General features: G+C 59.9%; 21 protein-coding genes. 9 read left to right on the top strand and 12 right to left on the bottom strand.

The annotated features are described in order from the left end of the window. Position 1 precedes the first annotated feature (1 nt). On the top strand, positions 2 to 160 hold the full coding sequence (locus M1E17_RS10495; protein ID WP_457967695.1) for an ROK family protein: 159 nt from the start codon (positions 2 to 4) through the stop codon (positions 158 to 160). 943 nt (positions 161 to 1,103) lie between these two features. Here the strand turns inward: M1E17_RS10495 and M1E17_RS10490 are convergent. From M1E17_RS10490 to M1E17_RS10450, 9 genes are all read right to left on the bottom strand, one after another. Beyond that, positions 1,104 to 1,568: a VOC family protein gene (locus M1E17_RS10490; RefSeq protein ID WP_457967198.1), complete on the bottom strand. Its 465-nt coding sequence runs from the start codon at positions 1,566 to 1,568 to the stop codon at positions 1,104 to 1,106. A 218-nt stretch (positions 1,569 to 1,786) separates the two neighbouring features. Next, positions 1,787 to 2,536 (bottom strand): SDR family NAD(P)-dependent oxidoreductase, encoded by a 750-nt coding sequence (locus M1E17_RS10485; RefSeq protein WP_457967196.1) that lies wholly within the window; start codon positions 2,534 to 2,536, stop codon positions 1,787 to 1,789. A gap of 122 nt (positions 2,537 to 2,658) precedes the next feature. Then, positions 2,659 to 3,645 (bottom strand): Gfo/Idh/MocA family protein, encoded by a 987-nt coding sequence (locus tag M1E17_RS10480; RefSeq protein ID WP_457967194.1) that lies wholly within the window; start codon positions 3,643 to 3,645, stop codon positions 2,659 to 2,661. Between the two features lie 223 nt (positions 3,646 to 3,868). Next, a complete protein-coding gene (locus M1E17_RS10475; RefSeq protein WP_457967694.1) occupies positions 3,869 to 5,059 on the bottom strand; it encodes an MFS transporter in 1,191 nt (396 codons plus the stop codon). 196 nt (positions 5,060 to 5,255) lie between these two features. Then, positions 5,256 to 6,248, bottom strand: coding sequence for a Gfo/Idh/MocA family protein (locus M1E17_RS10470; RefSeq protein ID WP_457967192.1), 993 nt, complete (start codon positions 6,246 to 6,248; stop codon positions 5,256 to 5,258). Next, positions 6,248 to 7,138 (bottom strand): sugar phosphate isomerase/epimerase family protein, encoded by an 891-nt coding sequence (locus M1E17_RS10465; RefSeq protein WP_457967190.1) that lies wholly within the window; start codon positions 7,136 to 7,138, stop codon positions 6,248 to 6,250. The genes M1E17_RS10470 and M1E17_RS10465 overlap by 1 nt, the downstream gene beginning before the upstream one ends. Before the next feature lie 3 nt (positions 7,139 to 7,141). Continuing rightward, positions 7,142 to 7,708, bottom strand: a complete 567-nt coding sequence (locus M1E17_RS10460) for a VOC family protein (protein ID WP_457967188.1) — start codon at positions 7,706 to 7,708, stop codon at positions 7,142 to 7,144. Positions 7,709 to 7,716: 8 nt separating this feature from the next. Next, the gene (locus M1E17_RS10455) at positions 7,717 to 8,712 is read right to left on the bottom strand and encodes a LacI family DNA-binding transcriptional regulator (RefSeq protein ID WP_457967187.1); all 996 of its coding nucleotides are present in this window, start codon (positions 8,710 to 8,712) and stop codon (positions 7,717 to 7,719) included. Next, complete coding sequence (locus tag M1E17_RS10450; protein ID WP_457967185.1) at positions 8,705 to 9,691, bottom strand: Gfo/Idh/MocA family protein; 987 nt, start codon at positions 9,689 to 9,691, stop codon at positions 8,705 to 8,707. Before M1E17_RS10450 ends, M1E17_RS10455 begins: the two co-directional genes overlap by 8 nt. A gap of 147 nt (positions 9,692 to 9,838) precedes the next feature. On the opposite strand from M1E17_RS10450, the gene M1E17_RS10445 reads away from it, so the two are divergent. The 8 genes from M1E17_RS10445 (at position 9,839) to M1E17_RS10410 (ending at position 20,340) form a co-directional block, all read left to right on the top strand. Continuing rightward, positions 9,839 to 10,486 (top strand): bifunctional 4-hydroxy-2-oxoglutarate aldolase/2-dehydro-3-deoxy-phosphogluconate aldolase, encoded by a 648-nt coding sequence (locus tag M1E17_RS10445; protein ID WP_457967183.1) that lies wholly within the window; start codon positions 9,839 to 9,841, stop codon positions 10,484 to 10,486. Further along, positions 10,486 to 11,028 carry an AAA family ATPase gene (locus M1E17_RS10440; protein WP_457967181.1) on the top strand — a complete coding sequence of 181 codons (543 nt, stop codon included), beginning with the start codon at positions 10,486 to 10,488 and terminating at the stop codon, positions 11,026 to 11,028. The genes M1E17_RS10445 and M1E17_RS10440 overlap by 1 nt, the downstream gene beginning before the upstream one ends. A gap of 397 nt (positions 11,029 to 11,425) precedes the next feature. Further along, positions 11,426 to 12,838 carry an MFS transporter gene (locus tag M1E17_RS10435; RefSeq protein ID WP_457967179.1) on the top strand — a complete coding sequence of 471 codons (1,413 nt, stop codon included), beginning with the start codon at positions 11,426 to 11,428 and terminating at the stop codon, positions 12,836 to 12,838. A 189-nt stretch (positions 12,839 to 13,027) separates the two neighbouring features. After that, complete coding sequence (locus tag M1E17_RS10430; RefSeq protein ID WP_457967693.1) at positions 13,028 to 13,840, top strand: sugar phosphate isomerase/epimerase family protein; 813 nt, start codon at positions 13,028 to 13,030, stop codon at positions 13,838 to 13,840. A 170-nt stretch (positions 13,841 to 14,010) separates the two neighbouring features. Continuing rightward, entirely contained in the window at positions 14,011 to 14,802 is a 792-nt protein-coding gene (locus M1E17_RS10425) for an SDR family NAD(P)-dependent oxidoreductase (protein ID WP_457967177.1), read from the top strand. 926 nt (positions 14,803 to 15,728) lie between these two features. Next, on the top strand, positions 15,729 to 16,682 hold the full coding sequence (locus tag M1E17_RS10420) for an alpha/beta hydrolase (protein WP_457967175.1): 954 nt from the start codon (positions 15,729 to 15,731) through the stop codon (positions 16,680 to 16,682). A 23-nt stretch (positions 16,683 to 16,705) separates the two neighbouring features. After that, a complete protein-coding gene (locus M1E17_RS10415) occupies positions 16,706 to 18,424 on the top strand; it encodes a CocE/NonD family hydrolase (protein ID WP_457967173.1) in 1,719 nt (572 codons plus the stop codon). Positions 18,425 to 19,144: 720 nt separating this feature from the next. Beyond that, positions 19,145 to 20,340, top strand: a protein-coding gene (locus M1E17_RS10410) for an IS3 family transposase (protein ID WP_457967172.1) whose coding sequence is annotated in 2 segments (ribosomal slippage) — positions 19,145 to 19,412 and positions 19,412 to 20,340 — 1,197 coding nt in all. Because the reading frame shifts where the segments join, the coding sequence is not laid out codon by codon here. Positions 20,341 to 20,773: 433 nt separating this feature from the next. Here M1E17_RS10410 and M1E17_RS10405 read toward each other — a convergent pair. From M1E17_RS10405 to M1E17_RS10395, 3 genes are all read right to left on the bottom strand, one after another. Next, positions 20,774 to 21,952 carry a thiolase family protein gene (locus M1E17_RS10405; protein ID WP_457967170.1) on the bottom strand — a complete coding sequence of 393 codons (1,179 nt, stop codon included), beginning with the start codon at positions 21,950 to 21,952 and terminating at the stop codon, positions 20,774 to 20,776. Positions 21,953 to 22,207: 255 nt separating this feature from the next. Further along, the gene (locus M1E17_RS10400) at positions 22,208 to 23,095 is read right to left on the bottom strand and encodes an SDR family oxidoreductase (RefSeq protein ID WP_457967169.1); all 888 of its coding nucleotides are present in this window, start codon (positions 23,093 to 23,095) and stop codon (positions 22,208 to 22,210) included. Between the two features lie 271 nt (positions 23,096 to 23,366). Continuing rightward, complete coding sequence (locus M1E17_RS10395; protein ID WP_457967167.1) at positions 23,367 to 24,335, bottom strand: citrate/2-methylcitrate synthase; 969 nt, start codon at positions 24,333 to 24,335, stop codon at positions 23,367 to 23,369. Positions 24,336 to 25,017: the final 682 nt, after the last annotated feature.

Raw genomic sequence — 25,017 nt, 5'->3', positions numbered from 1 at the left:
ACTGCTGGGCGCCATTGGACACATCCCCATTCAACGCAGCGTAGATTTTCCGTGTATTTGCGGAAACAGGGGGTGTCTCGTTGCCTTGAGTGGCGGATCGGCAATAGCAAAGTCCCTTACGTTGTTGAACTGCCTGGTAACGGCAATCTCGCGGCCGTAGGCGCTCTCCGCCAGGCCGGCAACGATATTGGGGGAAGTTATTACGACCTGCATCAGTCTTTTCAACCCCGACTCCCAGCTCGTGGCCACCGAATTCGCCCTCGAGCGTGAGAATCTGGGTGGGCTGCTGCCAAGCGAAACAAAAAAGCAGTTCAAAAAGGTCCTGGACCTTAAGTCAGGCATCCACTCCAGCTATGAACCCTGTTCGGCTGTTTCGGCAGGCCTTAACCTCACCCGCACTGCTGAGGTTAGGATCATCTGCAGCCCGTAACTCAATCGATGAACCGCTACGAAGCGGCAGAGTTCATTAGGGACCCGAGCATACGGGGATGGCTTCTCAAGGCTGCTCCTACGGCCCCACGAGCAACCAGATCTCACCCCCACACCATGGGATCCAACTGCCATCCGGGCGGTGGCGCAGGCCGAATAGCAGGAGCCCCAGGCATGCAAGGGGTAGCCACACCTTGCGCGAAGCCTAGCAGCGCTCCCCCTAGACCATTCCTGCATGTGTCGCAGCGACCTCGCGACGCGGCGTCGGGGATATCCCCTCACCCAACGAAGCGCTGAATCATGAACCAAACAGTCGATATGCGGAACACAGGCCCAGCCTGCTCGCCCACCACAAGCGGCTCCCGAACAGGGACCACTACCTTGCCCTCTTAAACCGTGCTCACCGTTTAATAGGGCGAGGACCAGACCGCAGTCCGCGTCCGTGTACCGTTTTTGCGCAGCAAGTCCGTGCCACGGACTTGCCAATCGTCGGCCTTCTCGGCAAAGGTGTCATTGCTATCGAAAAGACTCAAGGCTCGATTGATGAGTGGCGGACCGTTTCAGCCGGAATCCTAAAGCCGCGCTCCTCGTTCCATGCGCTGTTTCCCCTGGTTTTCCCAGTCTGGTCACCCGGCGCTAGGCACTCCGAGCATCTTTACCCGGGTGCGGACAGCTCAAGAGTTGTCGCTTGGCGGCCAATCTGGCGGCTGAATTAGCTCCACACGATTTCCGTCTGGATCGAGCAGGTAGATCAGCAAGCCTCCTGCAACCGGGCCCGACGTGGGTGCGACCGGTTCGGACAGTGCGCTGTACCCGAGCGCTGTCATTCTGGCGTAAACCTTGCGCAGGTCAATATCGGTAAAAGCAAGATGTGCAGTCCCCGGCTGCGCCTCTGATGGGTTGACGGCCGGTGGCGGATCCTCAACTTGGACCAGCTCCAAGTTGAAGGTACCGTCACCCGTTGAGAGCATTAGTGCTTTGACCTTAACGTCCGGACGGCCGTAAAGTTCGCCGACGTATGGGCCCGATGTCCACGCTTTCAAGCGGGCAAGGCCAAGCCCTTCCACGTAGAACCGGGCGCTGCGCTCCATGTCCGTAACGTGCAGGGCAGTGTGATGATGTCGAATCGCAGTTTTCATTTCTCTCACCTAAACATTCCCGAGGGGCTTGAACTGGACCAAAAGAACGGACGTATCGATTTCTCCTCGTAGATTCAGACTTAGACTTCGCTGGGGTTGCTCAGACACAGCCTTGAGGGGTCGGTGCTGGGTTTGCCTGGCGTATGTGTACGCTGGGTTGCCACCTGCAAAAGGTGTGTGACGGGGCCCCTTTGATTGCAAGGCACCGTGCAGGGGGTTCAGGTTCCTATTCCCAGGTGTGCTCCGCCGGCCACATCGAGAGACACTCCGGTGATGTAGCGGTTGTCGGGATCGGTCAGAAAGAGGATGGCGCGGGCGACTTCGTCGGGTTCGGCAAACCGGCGCATCGGCAGTTGCGCTGCCCTCTTCGCCCGGTTGGCAGCCGCATCCGGGCCTGAATCTTTGGCAAACTGTGCCCACATGGGTGTGTTCACCGGGCCTGGTGCCACGGCGTTGACGGAGATGCCCTGAGGCCCGAGTAATTCTGCGAATGACCACATGATATGCAGGACTGCAAGCTTGCTCGCGTTATAAGGCAGGTAGTTCAGGCGTGCTTCTTTGGCCGCGACGGAGGATAAGACCACGATGGCGCCGGCCGTGCCGGACTCAAGCATTGACTTTGCTGTCTCTCGTACCATCGAGAACGTTGCAGAGGCATTGATCCTCAGAATGGAGTCGAACTCTTCTGTGGTTGTCTCCATAATGTCCGGCGTGGTGCCGAGCACTCCTGCTGCATGGACGAGGACATCGGTGCGGCCGAATCTGGCTTTGATGTCCTGGATAACCGTTGCGCATTGTTGCTCGGACGTGATGTCGAGAGGATAGAAGGCCCCCAGCGCCTGGTCCTCCTTGGGGGAACGATCAGCGCCGACGACGAGGGCGCCTGCGGCTACGAATGCGCTGACAGCAGCATCGCCGATTCCCCCGCTCGATCCGGTTACCAGAACCACCTGGTCTTTGAGGCTCATCGGTTCTCCCCACTCTGGATGCGGCTGCGCCGCGGTTCTCCTGGGGTCCGGCCGTGGGTTGCTCGCTTCATGTCTAATTCCTTAGTTATGGTTGTTCAGTCGACGGTCAGGTTTTTGAGATGTTACGGGGAGACCACATCCTCCGCGCTGGATGTTGCCGCTGCCAGGACTGCATCGGCGATTACTGTCGCGCGGAGTGCCTGGGCGAATGTGACTGCAGGGGTTTCACCCGTGCAGAACTTCAACGCTGTCTCTGCTTGGCGCAGGAAGAGGTCGGAGGGGTCAAAGGTCTTTACGTACTGGCCGCCGTCACGCTCCCACACGTGAAGGGAGTCGTTGGACCATAACATCCGGCCCTCAGTGGCCAGGACGTCAATGGTGAGACTCCAGTCGCCCTGATTGAGTCCTTGAGGCTCCTGCCAGGGAGACCAATAGCTCTGCATGGTGAATATGACGCCCTCAGGAAATTCGAGGGTGGAGACGACGTGCTCCGGCACCGGCGACCCATAGAGGTTGCTGCTGGCGCTGGTGGCCAGTACTTTCGGATCGCCGTTGAACCATGATGAGACTAATTCGATGGCGTGAATACCATTCACTACAGCGACGCCGCCCTCTTTCGGGTCAGCGCGCCATGAGTGGACGTTCTGTTTGTGGGCGACGGAACGGACAGACACGGCGATCACGTTCTTGTTCCTGATCCATTGAGAGACCAGCGCGGCGGCGGGATGGTGGTGGAGCGTATACCCGACCATGAGTCTGTCGTGTACCCCGGAAGCGGCAGCCAGGACGGCAGCACCTTCGGCATCTGCGGCCACCGGCTTTTCAGTCAACACTCGAAATCCCCTGTTCAGCAGATCTGCGCATATGACCGGTTGCATCGTGGTGGGCAGTGCTACGACTACCAAGTCAAGGTGTTCGGGATGGAGATCCGCTGTACTCGGCACCAACTGTGCGCCGAGCTCCTGAGCGAGGGCGAGGCCGCGCTCGTCCTTCTCCACAAGGATGGAGACCTGGGCACCTGCCGCGGCGAATGCCCGGGCGTGCCGTGATCCGGCCCAGCCGGCCGCTCCCACGACGGCGACGCGCGGGGCATGTGCCGTCGCGGTCATGATGTCGGGCCGCCGAAGATGCTGCCAGGGACGAAGCAGGTGACCATAGAGTCTCTCCCTTGAGATCGGCGACGTTCTTTTAGTGTTAGTGAGATCGGTTGCTGAGATCGGTTGCAACAAACATAAGGTCGCAAAAAGGGTCTGTCAAGGATCAACGTGGTGCAGATTTTCGCGGGCCCGGCGGTCTCGGTTTGTTGTGTATCTGCTGCAGTCAGGCTCTGCATCAGCTTCTTGCTTCTTTGGTGCCTGGCTGTACCACCAGGAAGGCGTCTTCGAGCAAGCGCGGCTTGTTGACCATCATCGCTCCTGCCAAAAGCACCAGGAGCCACGCTCCGAGCATGCCGAACGAGGGCAGCCAGCCGTCCCCTGGATGATGCAGGAGACCAAAAAAGAACGGGCCAACGCTTGCAAGGGCGTAACCGACTCCGTGGGCGAACCCGGACAGGATCCCTGAGCCGGATTGCGTTCGTGTTCGCTTATTGATCATCGTGAACGCGAAGGAGTACGCGCCTTGGCCAAGTCCGGCTATGACGACCCAGACCACTGCAGAGGCTGGTGGAGCAAAGAGGATGCCTCCGTAACCGATGGCGAATGCGAGGACAAACAGGATTGCAACGGGTAGCGGGCGAGGCATTCTCACCACTACCAGAGGCACAAACAGGGCGACAGGCACGGTGAGGATTGAATAGAGCGCCAGCATGGATCCAGCGGTTTCCTGACTCATTCCTCTGTCGATAAGAACAGCCGGAAGCCAAGTTAGCGCCGCAAAAGTATTGCTCGAGAAACCAGCGAAGATCAGTGCTGCACCCCAGCCAATTGATGATCTCCAGGGTTTGATCGCGTTCGTAGGGGGAGGCGGCCTATCGTTGGCTGGTGATGTCTTGGAGCGAGCAACAGTCCGCTTGTTGGCAAGAAGAATCAGCCAAGGCATCGCAGCGACCGCGCTGAGGGCCGCCCAAATGCCGATGGAGAACCGCCAGCCATAAGGATTGCTCAAGGGTATGGCGAATTGGGCGGCCACGGCCGTGCTGGCGCCCAGGAGGGTTATGTGGAGCGCTGCGAGGATCCCAGTTTTGTCGGGAAAGTACTTCATCAGCAGAGGCGGAATCACGACATTGACCATCCCGATCCCGAGCATGGCGATCCAGGTGAACACCAAAAATGCCGGGATGTTCCATCCCAGTGCACGGCCGACCTGACCAAGTGTTGTCAGCAGGATCGCAACCAGTAGCAGGTGTTCGAGCTGGATACGCCGGAGGAGCGGCGGAGCCAGGAAGCCCATCACTGCGAAGCCGGCGGTCGGCAGCATCCCAAGGATCCCTGTCGTCACCGCGTCGAGGGGAAGGTCCTCGCTGATTGGACCAAGGAGTGGGGACACCGCCGAAACCGCTTCTCTGGCGCTGAACGCGACCAGCAGGATGCCGGCAAGCGCGGTGAGCCGGCCGCGGAACGGTTGTCTCCCCGCTCCCCCGATGTGTGGGCTGCCCTGACGGAGGCGAAGTCGAGCCATGTTGGCACCTCCTATTTTCCGCAGGTTTGTTCAGCCACTGTTCCACAGTGCCCGCATCAAGGACTGGAAGTGCAGTAGGAAAGGCGAGCTCGGCTGCTTGTTAGCTTCCGTTTACTGCGTGGCTGGCCCATTCCCGGCCGGCTTGCTCTTCTGTCGGCAAACCGGCGGCAGCGAGAATCCGGTCGAGCAGGCGTTGGGTATGGACAGCTTCCCGGCCTGAAGTAAGTGGCTGCGCCCTGTCAGCAACCCGGTCCAGAAAATGATGAACGGCCGCCGAGAACCCCAAGGTTTCGGTGGCTGTAGCCCAGCCGTAGGCCTCGGCGCTCAGTTCCCGCGAGGTGGTGACGCCCTTGATAGTGGTCGAAACCGTCTCCGGTGCCCTGACTTCGACGGTCTTTCCGTCGCCGTAGGCGTCCAGCTTTTCATTCCATGCACCCGCTGTCCGGGCTGCCATCAGGACGCCAGTGTTCCCGGTACTGAAGCGGATAGTTGCTGCGACGCCGTCTTCTTCCCACGGGTCATCACCGGCGGCGTGGGCGGCGACGTCCTCCGGTTCGCCGCCGCAGTACCAGCGGAGGAGATCGACCATGTGAATGGCGTTCTCGAATGTCGCACGGTATTCAGATCCAGGGCGATTTTTCTGGGCAACGCAGAAGGTGGCGCCTTTGGCACCAAAGACCTCCCGACCGGCGGTATAGACCGGCGCATAGCGGCGGTTGAAGTCCACCATCAGGATGCGGCCCCGCTCGTCGGCGAGATCTGCAAGACGTTCTGCTTCATCGGTTGCCGGAGCCAACGGCTTTTCGCAGAACACGTCGACTTCACGGTTCAGGCACAGCTGGACGGCATGGGCGTGCTCGGACCGCGGCGTAAGGACGAATACTGCATCCAGCTCCTGCGAATCCAACATGTCCTCCACCGTTTTGTAGGCGGCGTTGAAGCCCCAGCGCCGGACCAGGTTGCCTGGATTCTCACGCCGGGAAACCAGAGCGGCCAACTCGACATCATCGCGTTGGACGAGGGTGGGCAATTGGGCAATGGTGGCGATATTGCCCGCGCCGACAACTCCGACGCGCAGACGGTTGGTAGTCATCAGGCGTTCCTCACTTCAGAGAGCATTGAGCGCAGGACGGCGGCGGATTCGCGGAATCCGTCCTCGGGCGCGGGGAGGTCTTGCGGGTGCCAACGGTACTCGAGTTCGATGCTCAGCACGTCGTCGTAGCCATGCTGCAGCAACGCGGCGAGGATGTCCGACCATGGAACGACGCCGCCTCCGACGACCCGCGACCGGACCGCCCGCTCGGAAGCGTTGACTCGGGCTGTTTCCGTGGCGCGGAAGGCCGCGTTGGGATCCGTGAAGACGAGGTCCTTCACGTGAACGTGACCGATCAGGTCACCTTGAACTGCGAAGGCCTGTTCGTACGTTTCGTCGTGCGTGAATGTCAGGTTCGCCTGGTCATAGAGAACGCGGACGGCCGGATGGGCAATTTCCCGGACAAGGGCAGCGGTGTCTGCCGCGGTCTGGGTCATGGTGCCGAAGTGGTTTTCCACGCAAAGGCGAACGCCGGCCTGGCCGGCTTCGGGCGCGAGGGCCTCCAGCGCCTTACGCAGTTTGCCCCAACGCGCCGCGTGGTCGTTGTCCCCAGGGTGCCACGAACCAGCATAGACGCGGACCCGGTCAGCGCCCAGCAGGTGTGCGGTTTCTATGGCGCCGCGGAATTCATCGACTGCTGTGCGCCATTCCGCGTCGTCCAGTGAGTTGATGGCGGTCGTGTAAGGCGTCAGACCTACGATGGGTATCCCTGCGGTTTCGGCGGCTTTCATTGCCTCCTTCGCGGCACGCCGGTCACCTAATGGCAATCCTGATTTGTAGTCATTCTGGTAGATGACTTCGGCGGCATCGAGCCCTGCGGCTCGGAATAGATCAAGTGCTTGGGGAACCGTGTGGTCCGGGGTGCCTAGTGTGTGACCCGCTAGCCGCATCGTTCAAGTCCTTTCTGAAGTATTTGGAGGGGCTGTCCAGTCCGCGGGACCGACCAGCCGGGGCGGGGCTGGAACGCGGGATCGATCCACGATTTCCATCAGCAGTCCCCAGGGGGTTGTGAAGTAGGTCCAGCGGTTGCCGGCTACTCGGGGGCTGTCGCCCGCGACTTCTTTGCGCTCACCGAGCACGCGTACCCCAGGTATTTCCTGCAGCACTGCGATCGCTTCATCCACGTCGTCCACGACGAAGCACAGGTGATGCCCGCCGGCGTCGCAGTGCCGCGGTGGCGTCTCGCGCCGTTCAGAGCTGCTCCACTCGAAAAGCTCGATGTTGAGGTTCGGTGGCAGGCGCAACATGGCGAGCGTGAGCTTGGCATCTGCCGGAACGTCGAAGTTTGTGGGCATGAATTCCGCGTCGGGCCCGCGTTCCGAGCGGTACAGCTCTTCAGCTCCGAGGACTTCGACGAAAAACCGGATGCCGTCCTCAAGGTTTGGCACCGTCAGGCCGATGTGGTCTGTGTGCTGGAGCCCCGTCAGACGCCGGAGCGTTGACTCCTGTCCCCTGCTCATTCGCGCGATCACTTGCGTGGTCCAGAGGTCGAGGCACGGACCAGAAGCTCAGGTTCGAGGACGATGTGGTCCACGGAGCCGTCTGCATTCTGCTTCTCGGCCAGTTCGATGGCAATGTGACCCATGTCGGCGATCGGCTGGCGAACGGTGGTCAGAGGAGGGCTGAACCGGGCGCCGAGAGCGAGACCGTCGAAACCAATGACCGACACGTCCTCCGGTACCCGAACGCCACGTTGGCCGAGTGCCGAGATGACCGCAAAGGCCACCATGTCATTGGCCGCGATGATGGCCGTTGGAGGATTGTCCATCTCGAGGTAATGTTCTGCCCCACGCGTGCCCGCATCAAGATCCGACCCGCTGTCCAGCACGACAGGTGCGCTGCCGCTCTCGGCGGACAGCTCCAGATAGGCGTCCATCCGGTCTTGGGCAGTGTGCGTCCCGGCGATGCCGGAAACGTAGCCGATCGAGTTGTGCCCCAAAGAATGCAGGTGATCCAGGGCCAGCATGATTCCGCGGCGGCTGTCGACGGTGACCGTTGGGACGGCATTGTCCCCCTCAACCCGGTCAATCACCACGACCTTGTGGCCGAAATCAAAGCGTTTCATGGCCTCGGTATCGACCTTTGTGGACGGCGCGACAATCCCGAAGGGGGCATACATGGCCTGCATGGCGGTGAAGTAACCCTCAGTTTTGGCAGGGTCCCCATTGGTGACACAGAGCAGCAGCTGATAGCCGCGCTCGTCGGCCGCCTGCGTCATCGTCTTGGCAAGTTCTGCAAAGAACGGGTTGGTGATGTCAGGCACGATCAGCGGGATGAACGTGCTGGTCTTGGTCCGAAGAGCCTGGGCGAGTGGACTCATTGTGTAGCCGAGTTCTTCGGCAACCTTGAGGATGTGTTCGCGTGTTTCGCTTTTGACGGCTTCCGGCCGGGAGAATGCCCGGGAAACGGTGGATCGGTGGACGCCGGCAGCCTTCGCGACGACGTCGATACTCAGATCAGGCATGTTCTCTTCCTCCGTGCTGGTCGTCATAGGCCTGCCAAATGGGGCGCATGACGTCTTCGAGCTGGGCCAGCGTCGGCAGGCCCCGGAATCCATCTTCCAGTGTTTGGGCGACTCGTCGTACGAACGGATCGTAAAGAGGGTCGCTATCCACATTGATCTTGTCGACCTCCGTGGTGCCATCCAGTGCCGTGAACGTAGCTGTGCCGTCCGAATCAACGGAGGCGAATCCTGCCTCACCGACCGAGGTAAAGCTGCAGTAGCGCTTGAGCGGCGAGCCAGGGAATGCGTAGCCAACTTCCACAATGGCTTCGCGTCCTTCCGGTGTCGTGATGATGAGGCTGGCGTGATCCTCAACAGCCTGGTTGTGAAGAACCGATGAGAGCCGGGAGTCCACATGTGCTGCTGTCTCACCGCTGCCCCTGAGGAACAGATCGACAAAATGTGGACCCAGATTGGCTAGGCAACCCCCGCCCGCCTTGATCGGATCGAGCATCCAGGGATTGGCATTGTCGAGGTACCGGGATGGTGGACCAGCAATGAATGAGGTTCGCTGGTAAGTGGGCCGGCCGGCCTTGGCCAGCCATTGCTCCGTGGGTCCGCCGCGCTGGACCAGGGGGACAGTGGCAGGCACGCCGGCTGCCTCGGCGGCTTGCCGCACGGCGGAAAGCTCGTCAAGTGAAGTGCCCAACGGCTTTTCCACGACGAACGGAATACCGCGCTCGATCAGGGCAAGGCACTTTTCGGCCATCCCCTCATGGGGACCGAAGACATATGCGAGTCCGACGTCGGGGAGATCAACCAGCTTGTGCCAGTCGGCTTCTACCGGTGCCCCCCAGCCTTCGGCCAGGTACTGCACCTGCACGCGGGATACATCGTCGTCACCGACTCCGATCACGGCGTGTTCTTCGGCAATGGCCGGCGCACAGAGCGGAACATGCCAATGGGAAGCGCCAAGAATGATTGTGCCTACATTAGTCAACCGCAATACCCCCTTGCATGAGATCGGTTGCTGAGATCGGTTGCAATAACAGTATGGATGGTGGGAGAGTTTGTCAACGACAACTGAACACCAACAAGGGTCGGGCCGCTCAAGAAGTTAGAGATACCCGGCCAGAGAAAGGCCAACATGTACAAGAAACTTCGCACCCTGCAAACTATCGACGAGTCAGGGGCCATCCTCATAGTGCGGCTGGAGAACGCGGAGATTGCCGAGCGCGTTGCGGAAGCTGCCATCGCAGGAGGTTTCCGTGCACTCGAGATCACGCTTTCAATTCCCGGCGCTGTCGACGTGATCCGTCGGCTCTCCACCAAACACGGCTCCGCCGGCGTAGCAATCGGCGCCGGAACTGTGCTGGATGAGCACTCAGCGTACGAATGCATCCGGGCCGGCGCTCAGTTCTTGGTCAGTCCCCAGCTGAACCCCGCGATGATCCGGACCGCGAACCGGTACCAGATACCAACCATCAGCGGAGCCTACACACCCACTGAGCTGGTTAACTCCGCCGAGGCAGGCGCCGACATCCTTAAGCTCTTCCCCACCGAAGCCGGCGGCATCCCCTACGCCAAATCAGTCCTCGCCCCGCTCGCACATCTGCCGATCATGCCAGCTGGGGGCGTAACCGTAAAGAACGTGAGCGAATGGTTCGCGGCGGGTGTGGCGGGCGTCGGCGTCGGCAGCTACGTGACGAAAGCATGGCAACCCGACGGCGACTTCTCCCGCGTCACCGAGGCCGCCAGGGAATTTCTCTCAGCAGTAGCAGAGGCCCGCAAATAATGTCCCCGCGCGTCTTCATTGTCATCGGCCCTGCCGGATCCGGAAAGACGACCATTGCCCAGCAAAAAGCACAACTGCATGGGGCTGCGTACCTGGACAAGGACCGGGTCAGCGGACGCTTCGTCGAATTCGCGCTGACCGCTACGGGGCATGATCCCACCGACCGAGAGTCCAACGACTACTATCGCGACAACTTGCTGCCCCTGGAGTACGAGACTCTTATGGATGTGGCGGGGATAAACCTGCGCCTCGGCCGTTCAGTGGTCCTTGATGCTCCTTTCGGAGCCTATTTCGGAGAATCAGACTATTTGACTCGCGTGGCACAAGACTTCCAATGGCCGCCGACCGCGATCACCGTGATACGGGTCCGGGTACCTCAAGACGTTCTACGGACGCGGCTGACCCGGCGCGGACTGGAACGAGACCAGTGGAAACTTGCCCACTGGGATGACTACTGGTCCGTATACGGCAGCTTGGAGTGCGCTTGGTCCGGAGTGGAATTCCAGGACTTCAACAATGAGGCGCCCCTTCCGGTCGATTAAAGCGAACCGTCGACGGGCAATGTGGCACCGGCTTGCGCACGATGATCAACGAGGCACACAGGAGGCTCGCCCTTGCGTCTCCGCCTCGAAACTAAGACCCATCCCCGAAATCTGCGCCGCAACCGCATAGAACGTTGACAAGACTTACTTCTCATCCGTATCGTGGTTTGCAACCGATCTCAGCAATCGATCTCATTTATTAAATACTGGAGAGGCTGGATCAGCTTCTTTCCCACTGCAAGCCAGGCAGCGCTGATGCGTTGCGCATGCTCTTGGCCTTGGCCGTCGACTGTCCCGTCGAGCCGCGTTACAGCCAGGCGGGAGCCGCACACCGTTTCAGGGGTCAGGGAATATTCCAATACGCCTCCTCAGTACACGTGAAAATATGGAGAGTTCAATGAAGACCTCAGAAGACGTCCTCGACAGCCCGGGCCTTTCCGATCGTCTCAAGGCGCCCGATCGTAGCATCCGCAACATCGTGGCAGGCACGATCGGCCACTTCGTGGAGTGGTACGACTGGTACATCTACGGGCTGCTGGCAGCGGTGTTCTCATCACAGATATTTCCAAGTGATTCCCCGTTCGCCTCCCTTGTCGCAGCACTGCTCACCTACGCAGTCGGGTTTGTTGTGCGCCCGCTCAGCGGAATCATCATTTCTCCACTAGCCGACCGTTTCGGCCGAAGGCTCATCCTGACGCTGTCCGTTTCCGGGATGGCGCTCGGCTCACTCATCATCGGTCTCACACCTTCATTTGCGACCATCGGCTATGCAGCGCCTGTTCTCTTCCTGGTCGCACGGATCATCCAGGGCATCTCGGCCGGTAGCGAGGGGCAGAGCGCCATCGCATTCATGGTTGAACACGCTCCCGCGAACCGGAGGGGCCTGTTCGGTTCGTTCACCAACATGGCGAGCGGCCTGGCGACGCTCGCAGCGACCGGATCCGCTGCGATGGTGACATCATTCTTTGCTCCGGTGGACCTCGCCGCCTGGGGTTGGCGGATCCCGTTCGTAGTGGGGGGTATCCTCGGCGTCGTCGGCCTTATCTTGAGGGCCCGCGCAGAAGAGACACCTGAGTTTGAGGCGAGTGCCCTCGTCGATCAAAAGTCCGCCCCTGCCCGCCTGATGGACCTGCTTCGCGAACACCCGAAGGCGCTGCTGCAGGCAGCAGCCCTCTCCGCCCCGGCGGTGGCCTACTACACCTGGGCCACCTTCCTTCCCACCTACGCCAAGCTGACCACCGGCCGGGATCTCTCCTCCACCCTGGCCGGGAGCGTTATCGGGCTGGCCTTGCTGGTTATCATCGTGCCTGCTTGCGGCGCGCTTTCGGATCGACTCGGCCGACGCAAAATCTTCCCGATCATCGGTGCCATCGGCATGATCGTTCTCTTCTACCCCATGCTCCTGCTACTCAACCAGCCGGGCTTCTGGGTATACGTTCTGGTATCGGCGTCCGGGTGGGTGGTCCTCGGTATCTGGCAATCGGTGTATCCGACCATCCAGGCCGAACTGTTCCCAGCTGCGGTACGGGTATCGGGCATCGGCTTCGCACACCAAATCGTGATTGCCGTTTTCGGTGGTACCGCGCCGCTGATCGCCGCAGCGTTCGTCGGCGCCGGACAGCCCATGTACGTCGCGATCTACATGACAGTCATTGTCGCTCTCTGCCTCGCCGTCTACTTCACACTCCCGGAAACCGGCGACCGCGGTAACCGTGCCACCGTGGCGCCGGCTGACCCTGAGGTACTCGAAGGCGAACACCTGCTCATGAGCACTTCGCCGGCCACCGGCGGTGCGAAGCGTTCCAAGTAGGCACGCTTTACCCTGGAAATCCGTGGCGGCTCGACTGGGCAAGAAGCGGCATGACTGTCCCGGGTCCGGTCGAGCCGTCCGGCTCGCCAAGGGTGCGATCCTCATGCAGGATCGTTTCACATAGCGTTATGAATGAAACACTTTTTCTCCATAGGCGCAGAACAGAGAGGTTGCCTTCAAGTGAATCAAATGATTATTAACACATTTTCCTATCTATGGTCATCTACGGCAATTGATGCGATAGCTGAATTGGTCGACAATGGGTATAACACTTTTGAAGTTCCGGTCAGCTCGCCACATTGCTGGCCGGATGAAATATCCGGCTCGGAGCGCGCGGCAATTCATGCAAAACTCAATGAATACAGCGCCAAAATCAGGTCACTGAACGCCGGCGGATACGACATCAATTTGGCCAGCCCTGGCGCCAACATGCGTCGCAAAAGTGTTGAGCACGTTAAGTCGGTGATTGACCTGGCCGCAGCGTGGAATGTTCCCGAAGTCGTGATATCCCCCGGCACAAGACGCCCAATGATTTCACCCTCACTCGAAAAGACGTCCGGGTGGATGTACGAGAGCCTGGAGAGTCTGATCCCGCAGGCCAAACAGGCGGGCACACGACTACTTTTCGAAAACACTCCCTACTGCTTCACCCCCACCATTGAGGACCTCTCAGGCGTCGTAAGCACTATCAACGACGACGCAGTCAAGATCGTGTACGACGTCGCCAACGCTGCCTACATAGGAGAAGATCCCGTAGCGGGTTTGCTCGCCAACCACGAATCAATTGGACTTGTGCATATTTCTGACACAGGCACTGAAACCTGGGGCCATGATCCAATCGGCACTGGAGTGATCGACTGGAGTGCATTGGGCAATGCCGTAAGAGAAACCTGCGGAGTCAATAATGTAGTTCTTGAGATCATTCGCGAAGAGAACCCCGTGCAGGAATTCAAGAAGGCGATGCAGGATCTCAAAAATCACGGTTGGGAACTAGGCAATTAATTCCCGATTTGATATGACGCTCCATCAGCCGATGGTTAATCGTAACAAGGGAATCGGCTGACTCGCGAATTGAACTGCAAACCGACCCGAGTTTTGCAGTCCATGATTTACTTCCATATTTTGGTCATCAAAAAGATTCCATGTGAATCACTGTAAAAGGAGTGTGTGCAATGAGAGCTTTGGTTAGTGGCGGAAGCAGCGGCATAGGCGCGTCTACCTGCCTGCGACTCGCAGAGTCGGCTCTTGCCCGGGGCGTGCACCCGATGATTGCCGTGTGTGGACACGAATCGAACAGTAGCCAAAAACAAGTTGTTCGTTCAATCCAGTCAATGGGCGGTACCGCCATCGCGTTAACGGGCGACCTCAGTGATCCCGACGTGCCAAGTCAACTGGTAGAAGCTGCGGTAGCCGAATTTGGTGGCCTGGACGCGTTGATAGCGAACGCCGGAACCGCCAACCCTGGCGCAATCTGTGACGTATCCATTGAGGACTGGGACGCCATGTTCTCCATTAACCTCCGCAGCGCGTGGCTTCTTGCCAAAGCAAGCCACGCGCACTTGCAGCAGAGCCGCGGTTCCGCCTGTTTTACCTCTTCAATGTCTGGCCAGCAACCACATGCCGGATCAGGTGCTTACAGCCCCAGCAAAGCTGCATTGACAATGCTCGCCCAAACACTCGCATTGGAATGGGCACCCGACGGCATCCGCGTGAACGTGGTATCCCCGGGCATGACTCATACACCTATGACCGAAAAAATGTATGCCGATCCCCAAATCAAGAAAGCAAGGGAAGATATTATCCCGCTGGCAAGAATTGGAGATCCCATGGACATTGCGAACGTGATCGAATTTCTCGTAGGCCCCCTATCGGGTTATGTCACCGGGCAGGACATCTGTGTCGATGGCGGCTTCTCTAAGTCTATTCTTAGCCATATTCCCGGACGGCCCAGCTCCAAATCCTGAACCCAATCTGTACAGGTACTCCGGGATGTGATCTCACGGTCGCCTTGGAACAACGGCGCCCCGCGACCGCAACACTCACCCCTGGCGACGTCAGACGCACGCATTTGTCTGGCTTGCCGTCGCCGGGTAGAGCATCTTCGCTGGGGGCGCAGTCCCGTTCGGCCGTCCCGCCACCTGGCCAGAGAACGGTGAGTTTGTCTGCCGCTTTGGCGTCAAGGACTCTTGGCCGGCACGGTAATAGAGAACGACGCGTGCTGCCGGTGCAGATCGTCATCTGCTCGTAACTAGTTGTTTTACCATCGAGCCTTCGGGACTTTGGCTTCCTCCCAATCGCACACACGCGTCGGCCCGATGTCAGTCCGGCTGAGCAGGCGCGGAGTTACACGACTTGGCATGCGCATCGGCCACAAGGATCTCGACGATGCTACCGCCGTCGAAATCTGCATCGCCGCCACTTCTCTCATTAGGTCGGCCACGGCAGCAGCCCATAGACCCCAGGAGTAGAGGCATGATCCGTTCCGCGGGTCGAACCACTCCGAGGTGTCGACGTTTGCGCCGGGGAACTGACGGCCTTCGAGGCTGGCCGTGATCGAGCATGTAGGGCTCGTCGCGCTCAATGCGAATCCCATCCCAGGTAGCTCTTGAGGCCCTTTCCGTCGGTGCTACGGGTTAGGGCCACGGAGGTGGTTGGGGCACTGGAATAGCCCCAAGTCATTCTGCGTCGATTGGTTAAACCACCACTACCCGAAGCATTTCACTTGGGGAAAAGTCATTCCTAGGGCTTATATGAAGGTTTGGGATTGGTGCCCTGGCCATACGAGTACTTGGATGACGACAGTGGGGGCCAGGCGATCACCCCACGTTTGATGCGGTGCAATTGAGCAGGGTGAGAGATCACGACCATATGAAAGGAAAGGTGATGCGCCATGACCCATTCGCAGACAGCCACGATTGAGCTCGAACTTGTAGAGCTTGACCATTGGGGGATGTCACCTGATGTTGTCCTGTCGGAGGATAACCAGACTCCGAGCAAGGATCTCGCTACTTTCGAGTTGTCAGAAAACGACACAGCGTCCGAGTACCACCTGACGTCCGACTCGCTTCCTCAGGACGGCGTTCCAGCCGGAAAGTACTACCATTTCCGCTGGACCAGTCACACCGTCTACCCCGGCGTCACCAGCAGCGTCTACCTGTACCTGCCCCACGGTGCTGAGGAGGCCGAATCGGTCAACCTGATGGTCTGCCTGGACGGCCTGGAGTACTCCGGAGAGAAGTGTCGTGCCACCACCGTCCTGGACAACCTCGTGCACAGGGGCGAGATCCCCATGACCGTGGGCCTCTTCCACAACCCCGGCGAGATCGGACCGGGCTACCCGCTCTTCGGCGGGAGCACCAACCGTGCTGTTGAGTACGACACGGTCAATGAGGACTTCGCCCGCTACCTCGTGGAGGAGCTGTTTCCCGTCGTCCGGACCAAGGTCAGGCTGACCGACGACCCCCGGGGCCGCGTCATCTGCGGCATCAGCTCCGGCGGCGCCGGCGCCTTTAGCGCCGCATTCCACCGACCGGATCACTTCGGGAACGTGATCTCGCACTGCGGCAGCTTCATCAACATCCTCGGTGCGAACAACCTGCCCAGCATGGTCCGGCGCGCGCCGCGAAAGCCGATCCGGGTCTGGCACCAGTCAGGCAAGCGCGACGTCGACATCATCTACGGCAACATCCCCATCGCTAACCACGACCTCGACGCGGCCCTGAAGTACCGGCGCTACGATTCAATGTTCGTGTACGGCAGCGGCGGGCACACCCTCGCGCACGGCGGAGCAGTGTTTCCCGAGACACTCCGGTGGATGTTCCGCGACCAGATTGAAGACAAATGAGCGTGGACACGAAGGCACAGGAAATGAGCAGTGTAATGAAGGCGGAGATTGACGCGACGGCGTCTGTGACGGTGGAGTTCGATGTCCCTGCCCGCATGCGGGACGGCGTCGTGCTGAAGGCTGACGTCTACCGGCCGGCGGGGGCAGGTCCCTGGCCCATCCTGGCCGTGCGCACGCCCTACAACAAGGGCGGCGCTGCGGACAACGTCTGGAATGGCTTCTCCCCACAAGAAGTGGCCCGGAGGGGGTTCATCATGGTCATCCAGGATGTCCGTGGCCGCTATGCGTCCGACGGTGACTGGGAGCCGCTGCAGCACGAGGGTGCTGACGGCGCTGACACCATTGCTTGGGCCGCCCAGCTTGCCGGCTCCAACGGACGCGTCGGCATGCTCGGTGGCAGTTACTGCGGGAACACGCAATGGCAGGCCGCGCTTCAACAGCCGCCCGCATTGAAGGCGATCACGCCCCTGATGACGTGGACGGAGCCGCGTGAATCGCTGGTGGCCCGCGGTGGCGCCACCCAGATATCGGTCATCGCATCGTGGTCTTTGGCTGCCGGGTTCGACTGGTTGTCGCGTCAGGGCCTGACTGACGACGCGATGGCCGCCCGTCTCGCGGCCCTTATTGAAGACTTCGACAGTCTCGAGACGGACGGCTACTGGGGACTGCCCACCGCCGAGCTGCCCGTGCTACGTCGGCACGGCACTCCGGTCTTTGTAGAGCCGGGCGCAGCCACTGATGTGGAGGCCACGCAGCACATGCGTGTGACCGGAGGGCACTCGCGTGTCGAGATCCCCACCCTGCACACGGGAGGCTGGTACGACAGCTGCCTGCAGGGAACCATCGACAACTTCACAGCTATGCATGACCTTGGTCGGGAGTCGCGGCTGATCATCGGCCCATGGACCCACGTTGACTTTGGCAACCGGATCGGCGCTCAGGACTTCGGAATCATGTCCAGCCGGGACGCGGGGGCCCATCCGAATGGGCGCTGGAGCGATGAGGTGCTGGCGTTTCTCCGCGGTCACCTCACGGATGATGCACCTGTAAGTGCCTCGGCTCCGGTACGGATATTCGTGATGGGACGCAATGAATGGCGGGACGAGGAAGCCTGGCCTCTGCAACGCTCCCGCACCGAGCGCTGGCACCTGCATTCCGATGGTGGCCTGAGCACGACGGCTCTGCCCATCGAGGCAGGGCCGAGTGAGATCGACTATGACCCCGCCGACCCCGTCCCCACGTATGGTGGGCCAATTTCCCTCACACCAGGACGGGGCCCTCATGACCAGGCGCCGGTCGAGTCGCGACCCGACGTGCTCGTCTTCACCTCCGAGGTGCTTGAGGAAGACCTCGAGGTGACAGGGCCGATCCGGGTACGGCTGCACGTCCAGAGCTCAGCGCCCTCGACAGACTGGGTCGCCCGCCTGTGCGACGTGGACCCCGACGGGCGGTCTCTAAACCTCACCGATGGAATCCTCCGCATAGACAGCGGTGCAGACGAGGCTCAGGAGATCGAGATCGATCTATGGTCAACAAGCAACGTGTTCCTGGCCGGACACAGGATCAGAGTGCAGATCACCAATAGCTGCTTCCCCCGGTGGGACCGCAACCTCAACACCGGTGACCAAGCCGGGACGAAGTTTGTCACGGCACATCAGCGGCTTTACCACGACGCTATCCGTCAGTCGTACATCCAACTCCCCATCGTCCCAGCGGAAGAGAATCGAGTTTCCGGCACGTAGGTGGACGTCGCCGGGCACTGCGTCGGCTAGGCGGCGCAGTGCCCCTGACCCGCTTAATAATCACCCGTCGCCCGGCCGTAAACGTTGGGAACGGTTTTGTGGTGCAGCTGAATGGGATGGTTGCTAAATGCACGGGCCATGGAGTTCCCTTCCAAGGCGCTCCGGGCCTTGGAGACGAAGCCGGGATTTCCCGGCAGGTTGATGACACGGGACTGGAATTGCGCAATAAGAGGACCTCCGGGCGTTGCTGGGAGCGCCTCAAGAGCAGTTCCCCAGTCCCAGGAGGTCCACGTGCTCCACTCGAACGCGATCCCCGCGTCGAGCCAACACGGTGCCTGTTTGCTTGGCCACTGACCTATGAGGCGCGTCGCTGATCAGTTCAATCTCTCCGTGCCGACCGCGGCCCGATGGGCCAAATCGGATATGTCAAACCCAGGGAAATCGGTATGTAAGACCGACAGGACCACTGGGCTGCTCCCTCCACAGCGCGCTGCGGGCACAAACACGGGTTGTTGGGCCGAGAACTTCAAGGGATGGCCACCGGCAGCCGGCCACCCGATCATGTTCACAGAAAACACACTCACACCTAACGCCGACTTCGACGACTTCATCACGTTGTGGAAGCCAAAGCCCCGTCTCTGCGTTGGCCTGCTGGGGTTAACCTCTGTTGGTGGACACCTGAAGTAGCGGGATCCTGGGATTCTGCGGGAAGGTGTTCTTGTGAGCACGACACGACGAAAATTCACTCCGGAGTATCGGCGCGAGGCGGCGCGCCTTGTCATCGATACGGGCAGGCCGGTAGCGCCGGTGGCCCGGGAGTTGGGTTTGGGTGAGCAGTTGCTGGGCCGGTGGGTGGCTCAGGAGCGGGCCCGTCTGGAGGCTCCCGAGGAGTTCGCGGCGGCTGAGACGGAGAAGTCTGAACTGGAGCGTTTACGCCGGGAGAACGCGCAGTTGCGGATGGATAACGAGTTCCTGGGAAAAGCCGCAGCCTTCATCGCTTCCAAGCAGCAGAATCGGAATGCTTCGAGCTGATGGAGGCCGAGAAGGCTAACTACCCGGTCCAGCGCATGGCCCGGCTCCTGCGGGTGTCCCGGTCCGGGTTCTACGCCTGGCGCCGACGAAGCTCTGAGCAGGCGGAACGGGCAGCGGCCCGGGCGGAACTGGATGCGAAGGTCCGGCGGGCCCACACGGATTCGACCGGGATCTACGGGGCGCCCAGGGTGCAGGCCGCGCTGGCCAGGAACGGGACAGGGGTTGACCGGAAGACCGTGGCCGCCTCGATGCGCCGGCAGGGCCTGGAAGGGATCTCGCCGCGGCGGTTCCGGCCGATAGCGCCGATCGGTGAAGCGCAGGTCCATTCAATCCCTGATCTGGTCGAAAGGAAGGGGGACACCGGTGCTCTGGACGCGGTCTGGATCTCGGATACCACGTACCTGCGCACCGGTGAAGGCTGGGTGTATCTGTGTGCCGTCAGGGACGCGTGTTCCCGCCGTGTGATTGGGTGGGCGATGGACTCCTCCCAGACCAGCGCTCTGGTCGAGCGCGCGTTACGGATGGCTTACATCCTGCGCGGCGGAGGCCCGGCCGGGGTCGTATTCCACGCCGACCGCGGCACCCAATACACCTCTGCCCAGCTCAACGATGTCTGCAACGGACTGGGCATCAGGCAGTCGGTCGGGCGGACAGGGGTGTGCTGGGACAACGCGATGCAGGAATCTTTCTGGTCGACCCTGAAGACCGAGTTCTACGACCGGCGCCGGTGGGCAACCAGGCACGAAGCGATCCGGGCAACAGGACGCTGGATCGAGGAGTTCTACAACCGCTCCCGGCTCCACTCAGCCCTGGGCTACACCACGCCCGTGGAACACGAACAATTCCTCACCATCAATAAAACTCAGCCGGCACAAGCCGCCTGACCAACTGTCCACGATTTGCGGGCAACCCCACTGCGGGATGGATGAGCAGGTGGGAGTTAAACTCTCCCGCAGACTCGAAAGCGACAGGGACCGCTATCTCACAGCAACCCTTATCTCCTGACCGCCAAGCGGCCAGGGGCAGTTCCAGCCAGCTTTGTAGGTGCACCAAACCAGGTGAAGCGAGCGATGTTCTAGCCCTTAGCTTGAAATTGGTCGAGCGTTTCAACGCTTATGGGCCCTCCGTACCGGCCGCTCAGCCGACAGCGGCCCTTCACTGCTGAAGCGAGTGCACCAATCAAGCTAGCTAGGCAAGTGAAGAGCATAAAAGGGATGCGGACAAGGTCCGCATCCCTTTTATGAGGACAAAACGCCCTACTCCCCACCCTAGACCAAAACCGCCACGATCATTAGTCATGATGTCAGCGAAAGAAACCTAAGAAACAAGGATTGAGACGACCGCTGCAGCAGAATCTCCACCAACCTGCCCGCCAGAATTCTGCGCTAACGCGACCTTTGCAGACTCCCGTTGCCGTTCGCCCGCTTCTCCGCGCAGCTGTTGAACCAGTTCAAATATTTGAGCGGTTCCTGTAGCTCCAATCGGATGCCCTCTGCTGAGCAAACCGCCGCTCGGGTTTACAGAGATCCTGCCGCCAAGGTCCGTTGCACCACTACGCAACAGTTCCGCTGCCGCCCCCGGCGCGCAGAACTGCATGACTTCGTAATTGATGAGTTCACCAGGGGCGGATGCGTCGTGCACCTCAGCTACGTGAACGTCTTCGGGCCCAATCGAGGCTGCCTTGTAGGCCGCTTTCGCGGCCCGAGACGAAGCGTTTGGCTTCGTCGGATCCGCTGAGCCCGAAACAAGCGCTGAGCTTGCCACCCAAACAGGCCTGGACCTTGACAGCTTGGATGCGACACGCGGGGAACACAGGACTATCGCCGCTGCCCCATCGCCGATTGCAGAGCACATAGGAAGCGTCAATGGTTCGCTGATCATCCGGCTTGCCAGCACTTCCTCGACCGTCGTCTCTTTACGAAACTGCGCGTACGGGTTGAGCGACGCAGCGTGGCGACTCTTGACGGTTATCCGCGCAAAATCAGCTGGCGTCGTTCCCGTGGCGTCCATGTACCTGCGAGTGCGTTCTGCATAGATGTCCATAAAAATGGAACCGCTGCCAGAGCCGACGTGCGACGGAAGTTCTTCTTCCTTGTCTACAGCCCCTCCGAACGCTGCGATGGATACGGCCTTGTCTGCATGGCTCAGCTTCTCCGCTCCGACTGCCAGCACAACATCCGCCTGGCCACTTGCCACCGTTTGCCACGCCAGGTGGAACGCTGTGCTGCCCGTGGCGCAAGCGTTTTCCACGTTGATTATGGGCTTACCCATGAGGCCGGTGTTCCTGAGCGCGGCTTGGCCTCGAATCATCTCCTGCCCGGTGATGACTCCGGACGCCGAATTGCCGAAGTAGATACGGTCTACCTTGTCCGCATCAATTCCGGCATCCTCCAGCGCTATTTTCACAGCTTCTTCGGAGAGACTCTTCACCGATCGATCAAGAAACTTCCCAAAAGAAGTCATTCCAATTCCAGCGATCGCTACGCGGTCGGTCATAGTTACTCCCATTCACACTCTCGACAAAACGAAAAGGCTCCGCTACGGTGCGGGTCCTTTGCTCAATTAGCCTTTACCCACTCTAGCACTTACTGGTCAGCAAACAAGTGTCTTTAAGGTTTGCTCAATACGAGGGGCTTCACCAAGGCGCCCTCGAGTCATCAGTTCTGATGCCGGGCGATGAAGCGTGTTTACCCTCGCCAGTGGCCAGCATCATCATGCTTCCCCGTGCGACGATCAAGGAAAGCGTTTCGCTTAGGCATCCTGGACGAGAGGCTCGGCTGCGACGCCGACAAGTGCCTGCTCGATCTGCGGCACACTCCAGCGGCTACCGTTCTCGAATGTATCCACGACCCGCCATCCTTCATAGACTCCAATCAGATCACCCACCACGCGGAACATGTGGCCGGAGAAGGCGCAGCGCTCGGCCGCCAGGAACGCTACCAGCGGCGAGATATTTCCCGGGTGCCAGCTATCAAAATCCGTGTCGGAGTCCGGCTCGGCCACCCGTTCACTGAGCCCCGGAGTGGACAGAGTCAAGTGGGTCCGCGCCGCTGGCGCAATACAGTTAACCCGTACGCCGTACCTCTTTAGCTCCTTCGACGCGACCTGCGTCATGGCAGCGATCCCAGCTTTCGCTGCCGCGTAGTTCGTCTGACCTGCCCCCGGCTGAAGCCCCGCGGCCGAGGAAGTATTGATAATCGCCCTGTCTGCGTCCAACCCCAATTTTGATTGGTTACGCCAATACGCAGCCGCGTGCCGGCTGACAGCGAAAGTGCCCTTAAGATTGACGTCCACCACCGAGTCAAACTCCTCCTCGGTCATGTTGATCAACGTCCGATCCCTCATGATGCCCGCGTTGTTCACCACCACGTGGAGGTCGCCGAATTCGCGTATTGCGGTTTCGACCAGCCGCTGCGCACCGAGCCAGTCACTGACGCTGTCAGTGTTAGCCACGGCTTCCCCGCCCGCAGAGATGATTTCAGCAACCACATCATGCGCCGGACCATTGTCCGCGCCTGCTCCCCCAACGTCATTTACAACTACCCGCGCACCTTCGGCCGCAAACAGCAGGGCGTGCTCGCGGCCGAGACCTCTCCCGGCGCCCGTCACGATCGCAACTCGTCCATCCAGAACACCCATAAACCGACTCCAATTCGTTCGATTGTTCTTGACCACTCAACTCTGAAGCGAGATGGTCTTTAAGCTAACCTGCGTAAATACTAACTGTTAACACAATTGCGTCATCGCTGAACCAGCTCGACGGAAATCAATGCTGACTTGTCGGAAGTTGGTGCTGCGAAGTAATCCTAAAGTTGTAACCAAAATTCACTATTTATCACGCCCCAATGACCCCGCATGGGGAATTTCAATTCAGATAACGAAACATTATCTTTGCGGAATCATTTACGCATTACGATGGGTTTTGGCCCGTGTAATTTACCTGGTCGGCAGGAACGTGGCGCCACGTGTTTCCCTGTGCCACCTCCTCCAAGTAGTGGGCTGCAAGGCCGACCGACCGAGGTGCCACCAGGAAGATTCGCGTCGTCTCCCAGGTGAACCCGAGATCCAGAATGAGGGCTGCAATCGCGCCATCGACGTTCGCAGGAATCTTGCGCCCAACCGCTTGGCTCAACTCGTATTCCAGGTGAGCCAGCAATGACGAGTGATGGGAGAAGACCCCTTCCTCCTTGGCGATACCCATCAGAATAGGAAAGCGCGGATCCGCACCGTGTTGCGGATGACCAAACCCCTCAAGGGGGGCTCGCCGCGCCCTGCTGTCAGCCACAATCTCCTTGGCGGCTCGCTGCAGCGATTCGTCGGTGACCTCACCGTCTTCGGCTATCTGATGTACAACCGATTGCAACTTCAATGCCAGTTGTTGACCGGCGCCACCCTGGATGTCCCCGAAGGTCGTCACTCCCGCTGCAATCCCCACTTGAAGGGGAACCCCGTACGAGGCGAGCATTCTGGTGACCGTACTCGACGGCGATATTCCGTGTTCCATCACCGAGACAAGTAGGGCATCAAGAACTCGAGCCTGACCAGGTGTTGCACGATTCCCGGTAAGGACCAGGTACATCATCTCTGAATATGAAGTATTCCCGATCAGCTGGCTCAGCCGGTGCCCCCGAATAATTACATCATCCTTCTCGACCTCCCCTATGGCAGTTTCCCAAGCGTTGGTATCCCGTGTAGTCATTCGATTTCCTCTGTTGTAGTTTTCCTGCAGTCCAATAGCTTGAAGTAACAAATGCTCGGACGGGACCGCTTTTTCGATATTGTGCACCGTCGCCAACGCGGAAGAATATCGCCTGCTCGGCCCACCTGCCACCGTTCCGCGCTGCAATTCCCCTTCGCCGTCCTTGAAACGCGAACTCATGAAGCTCCGAGAAAGAGCCAGTGGCGCCTCGTGGACCTACCGCCCCTTCCGACCATGTTCCGACCGGGTTGAGAACGATGCTATGCAATGCAGAATATCACTTACTGATCAGCAATCAAGTGTTCGAGGGATGCGCAGGGCTTCACTATCCGGGACGGTTGGTTCAGCGAGCGTGCCATCAGGCCCAGGACGGAGTTACAAGGCCGAGACCAGCCAAGCTAAATTGGGCCTCAATAGAGGCCACCACTGGAGGAGCGGTATTCACCGAACATCCGGTACGTGCACCGGGATGAGGCCAGCGGCATCTGCCAACACCACTGTTCCATGCCGGAGGTGCTCGCCTGCGGCACCCGGGACCCTCGGCCGGGCCATTCCGCCCAACAAGAACCTGGTCGCCAATAAAGACATACTGATCGCGGGAACTGCACGACCCACGCATTGAGTCGGCGAATGTCAACACCTACCCGACCCAGCTTGTCCTTCCCACAGGACTCAAAGTTCGAGCCGTGGAATTGGATCAGCGTCCAATCGGTATATTTCTCCCGTCCGTAACGAATGTCGGAACCATAGGAAATGAAAGCTGCAGGCTATCCGGCGGGCCTGACTGAGAAGCCCATGAAACGTGGCTACTCCAAGAATCGCACAAAATTGGGAAGCTCATGTTGAGAATTGTCGGTGGCAC

This window comes from Arthrobacter sp. D1-29, assembly GCF_054130585.1.
The sequence above is the reverse complement of the archived record's forward strand: the minus strand, read 5'-3'. Positions and strand labels throughout refer to the sequence as shown.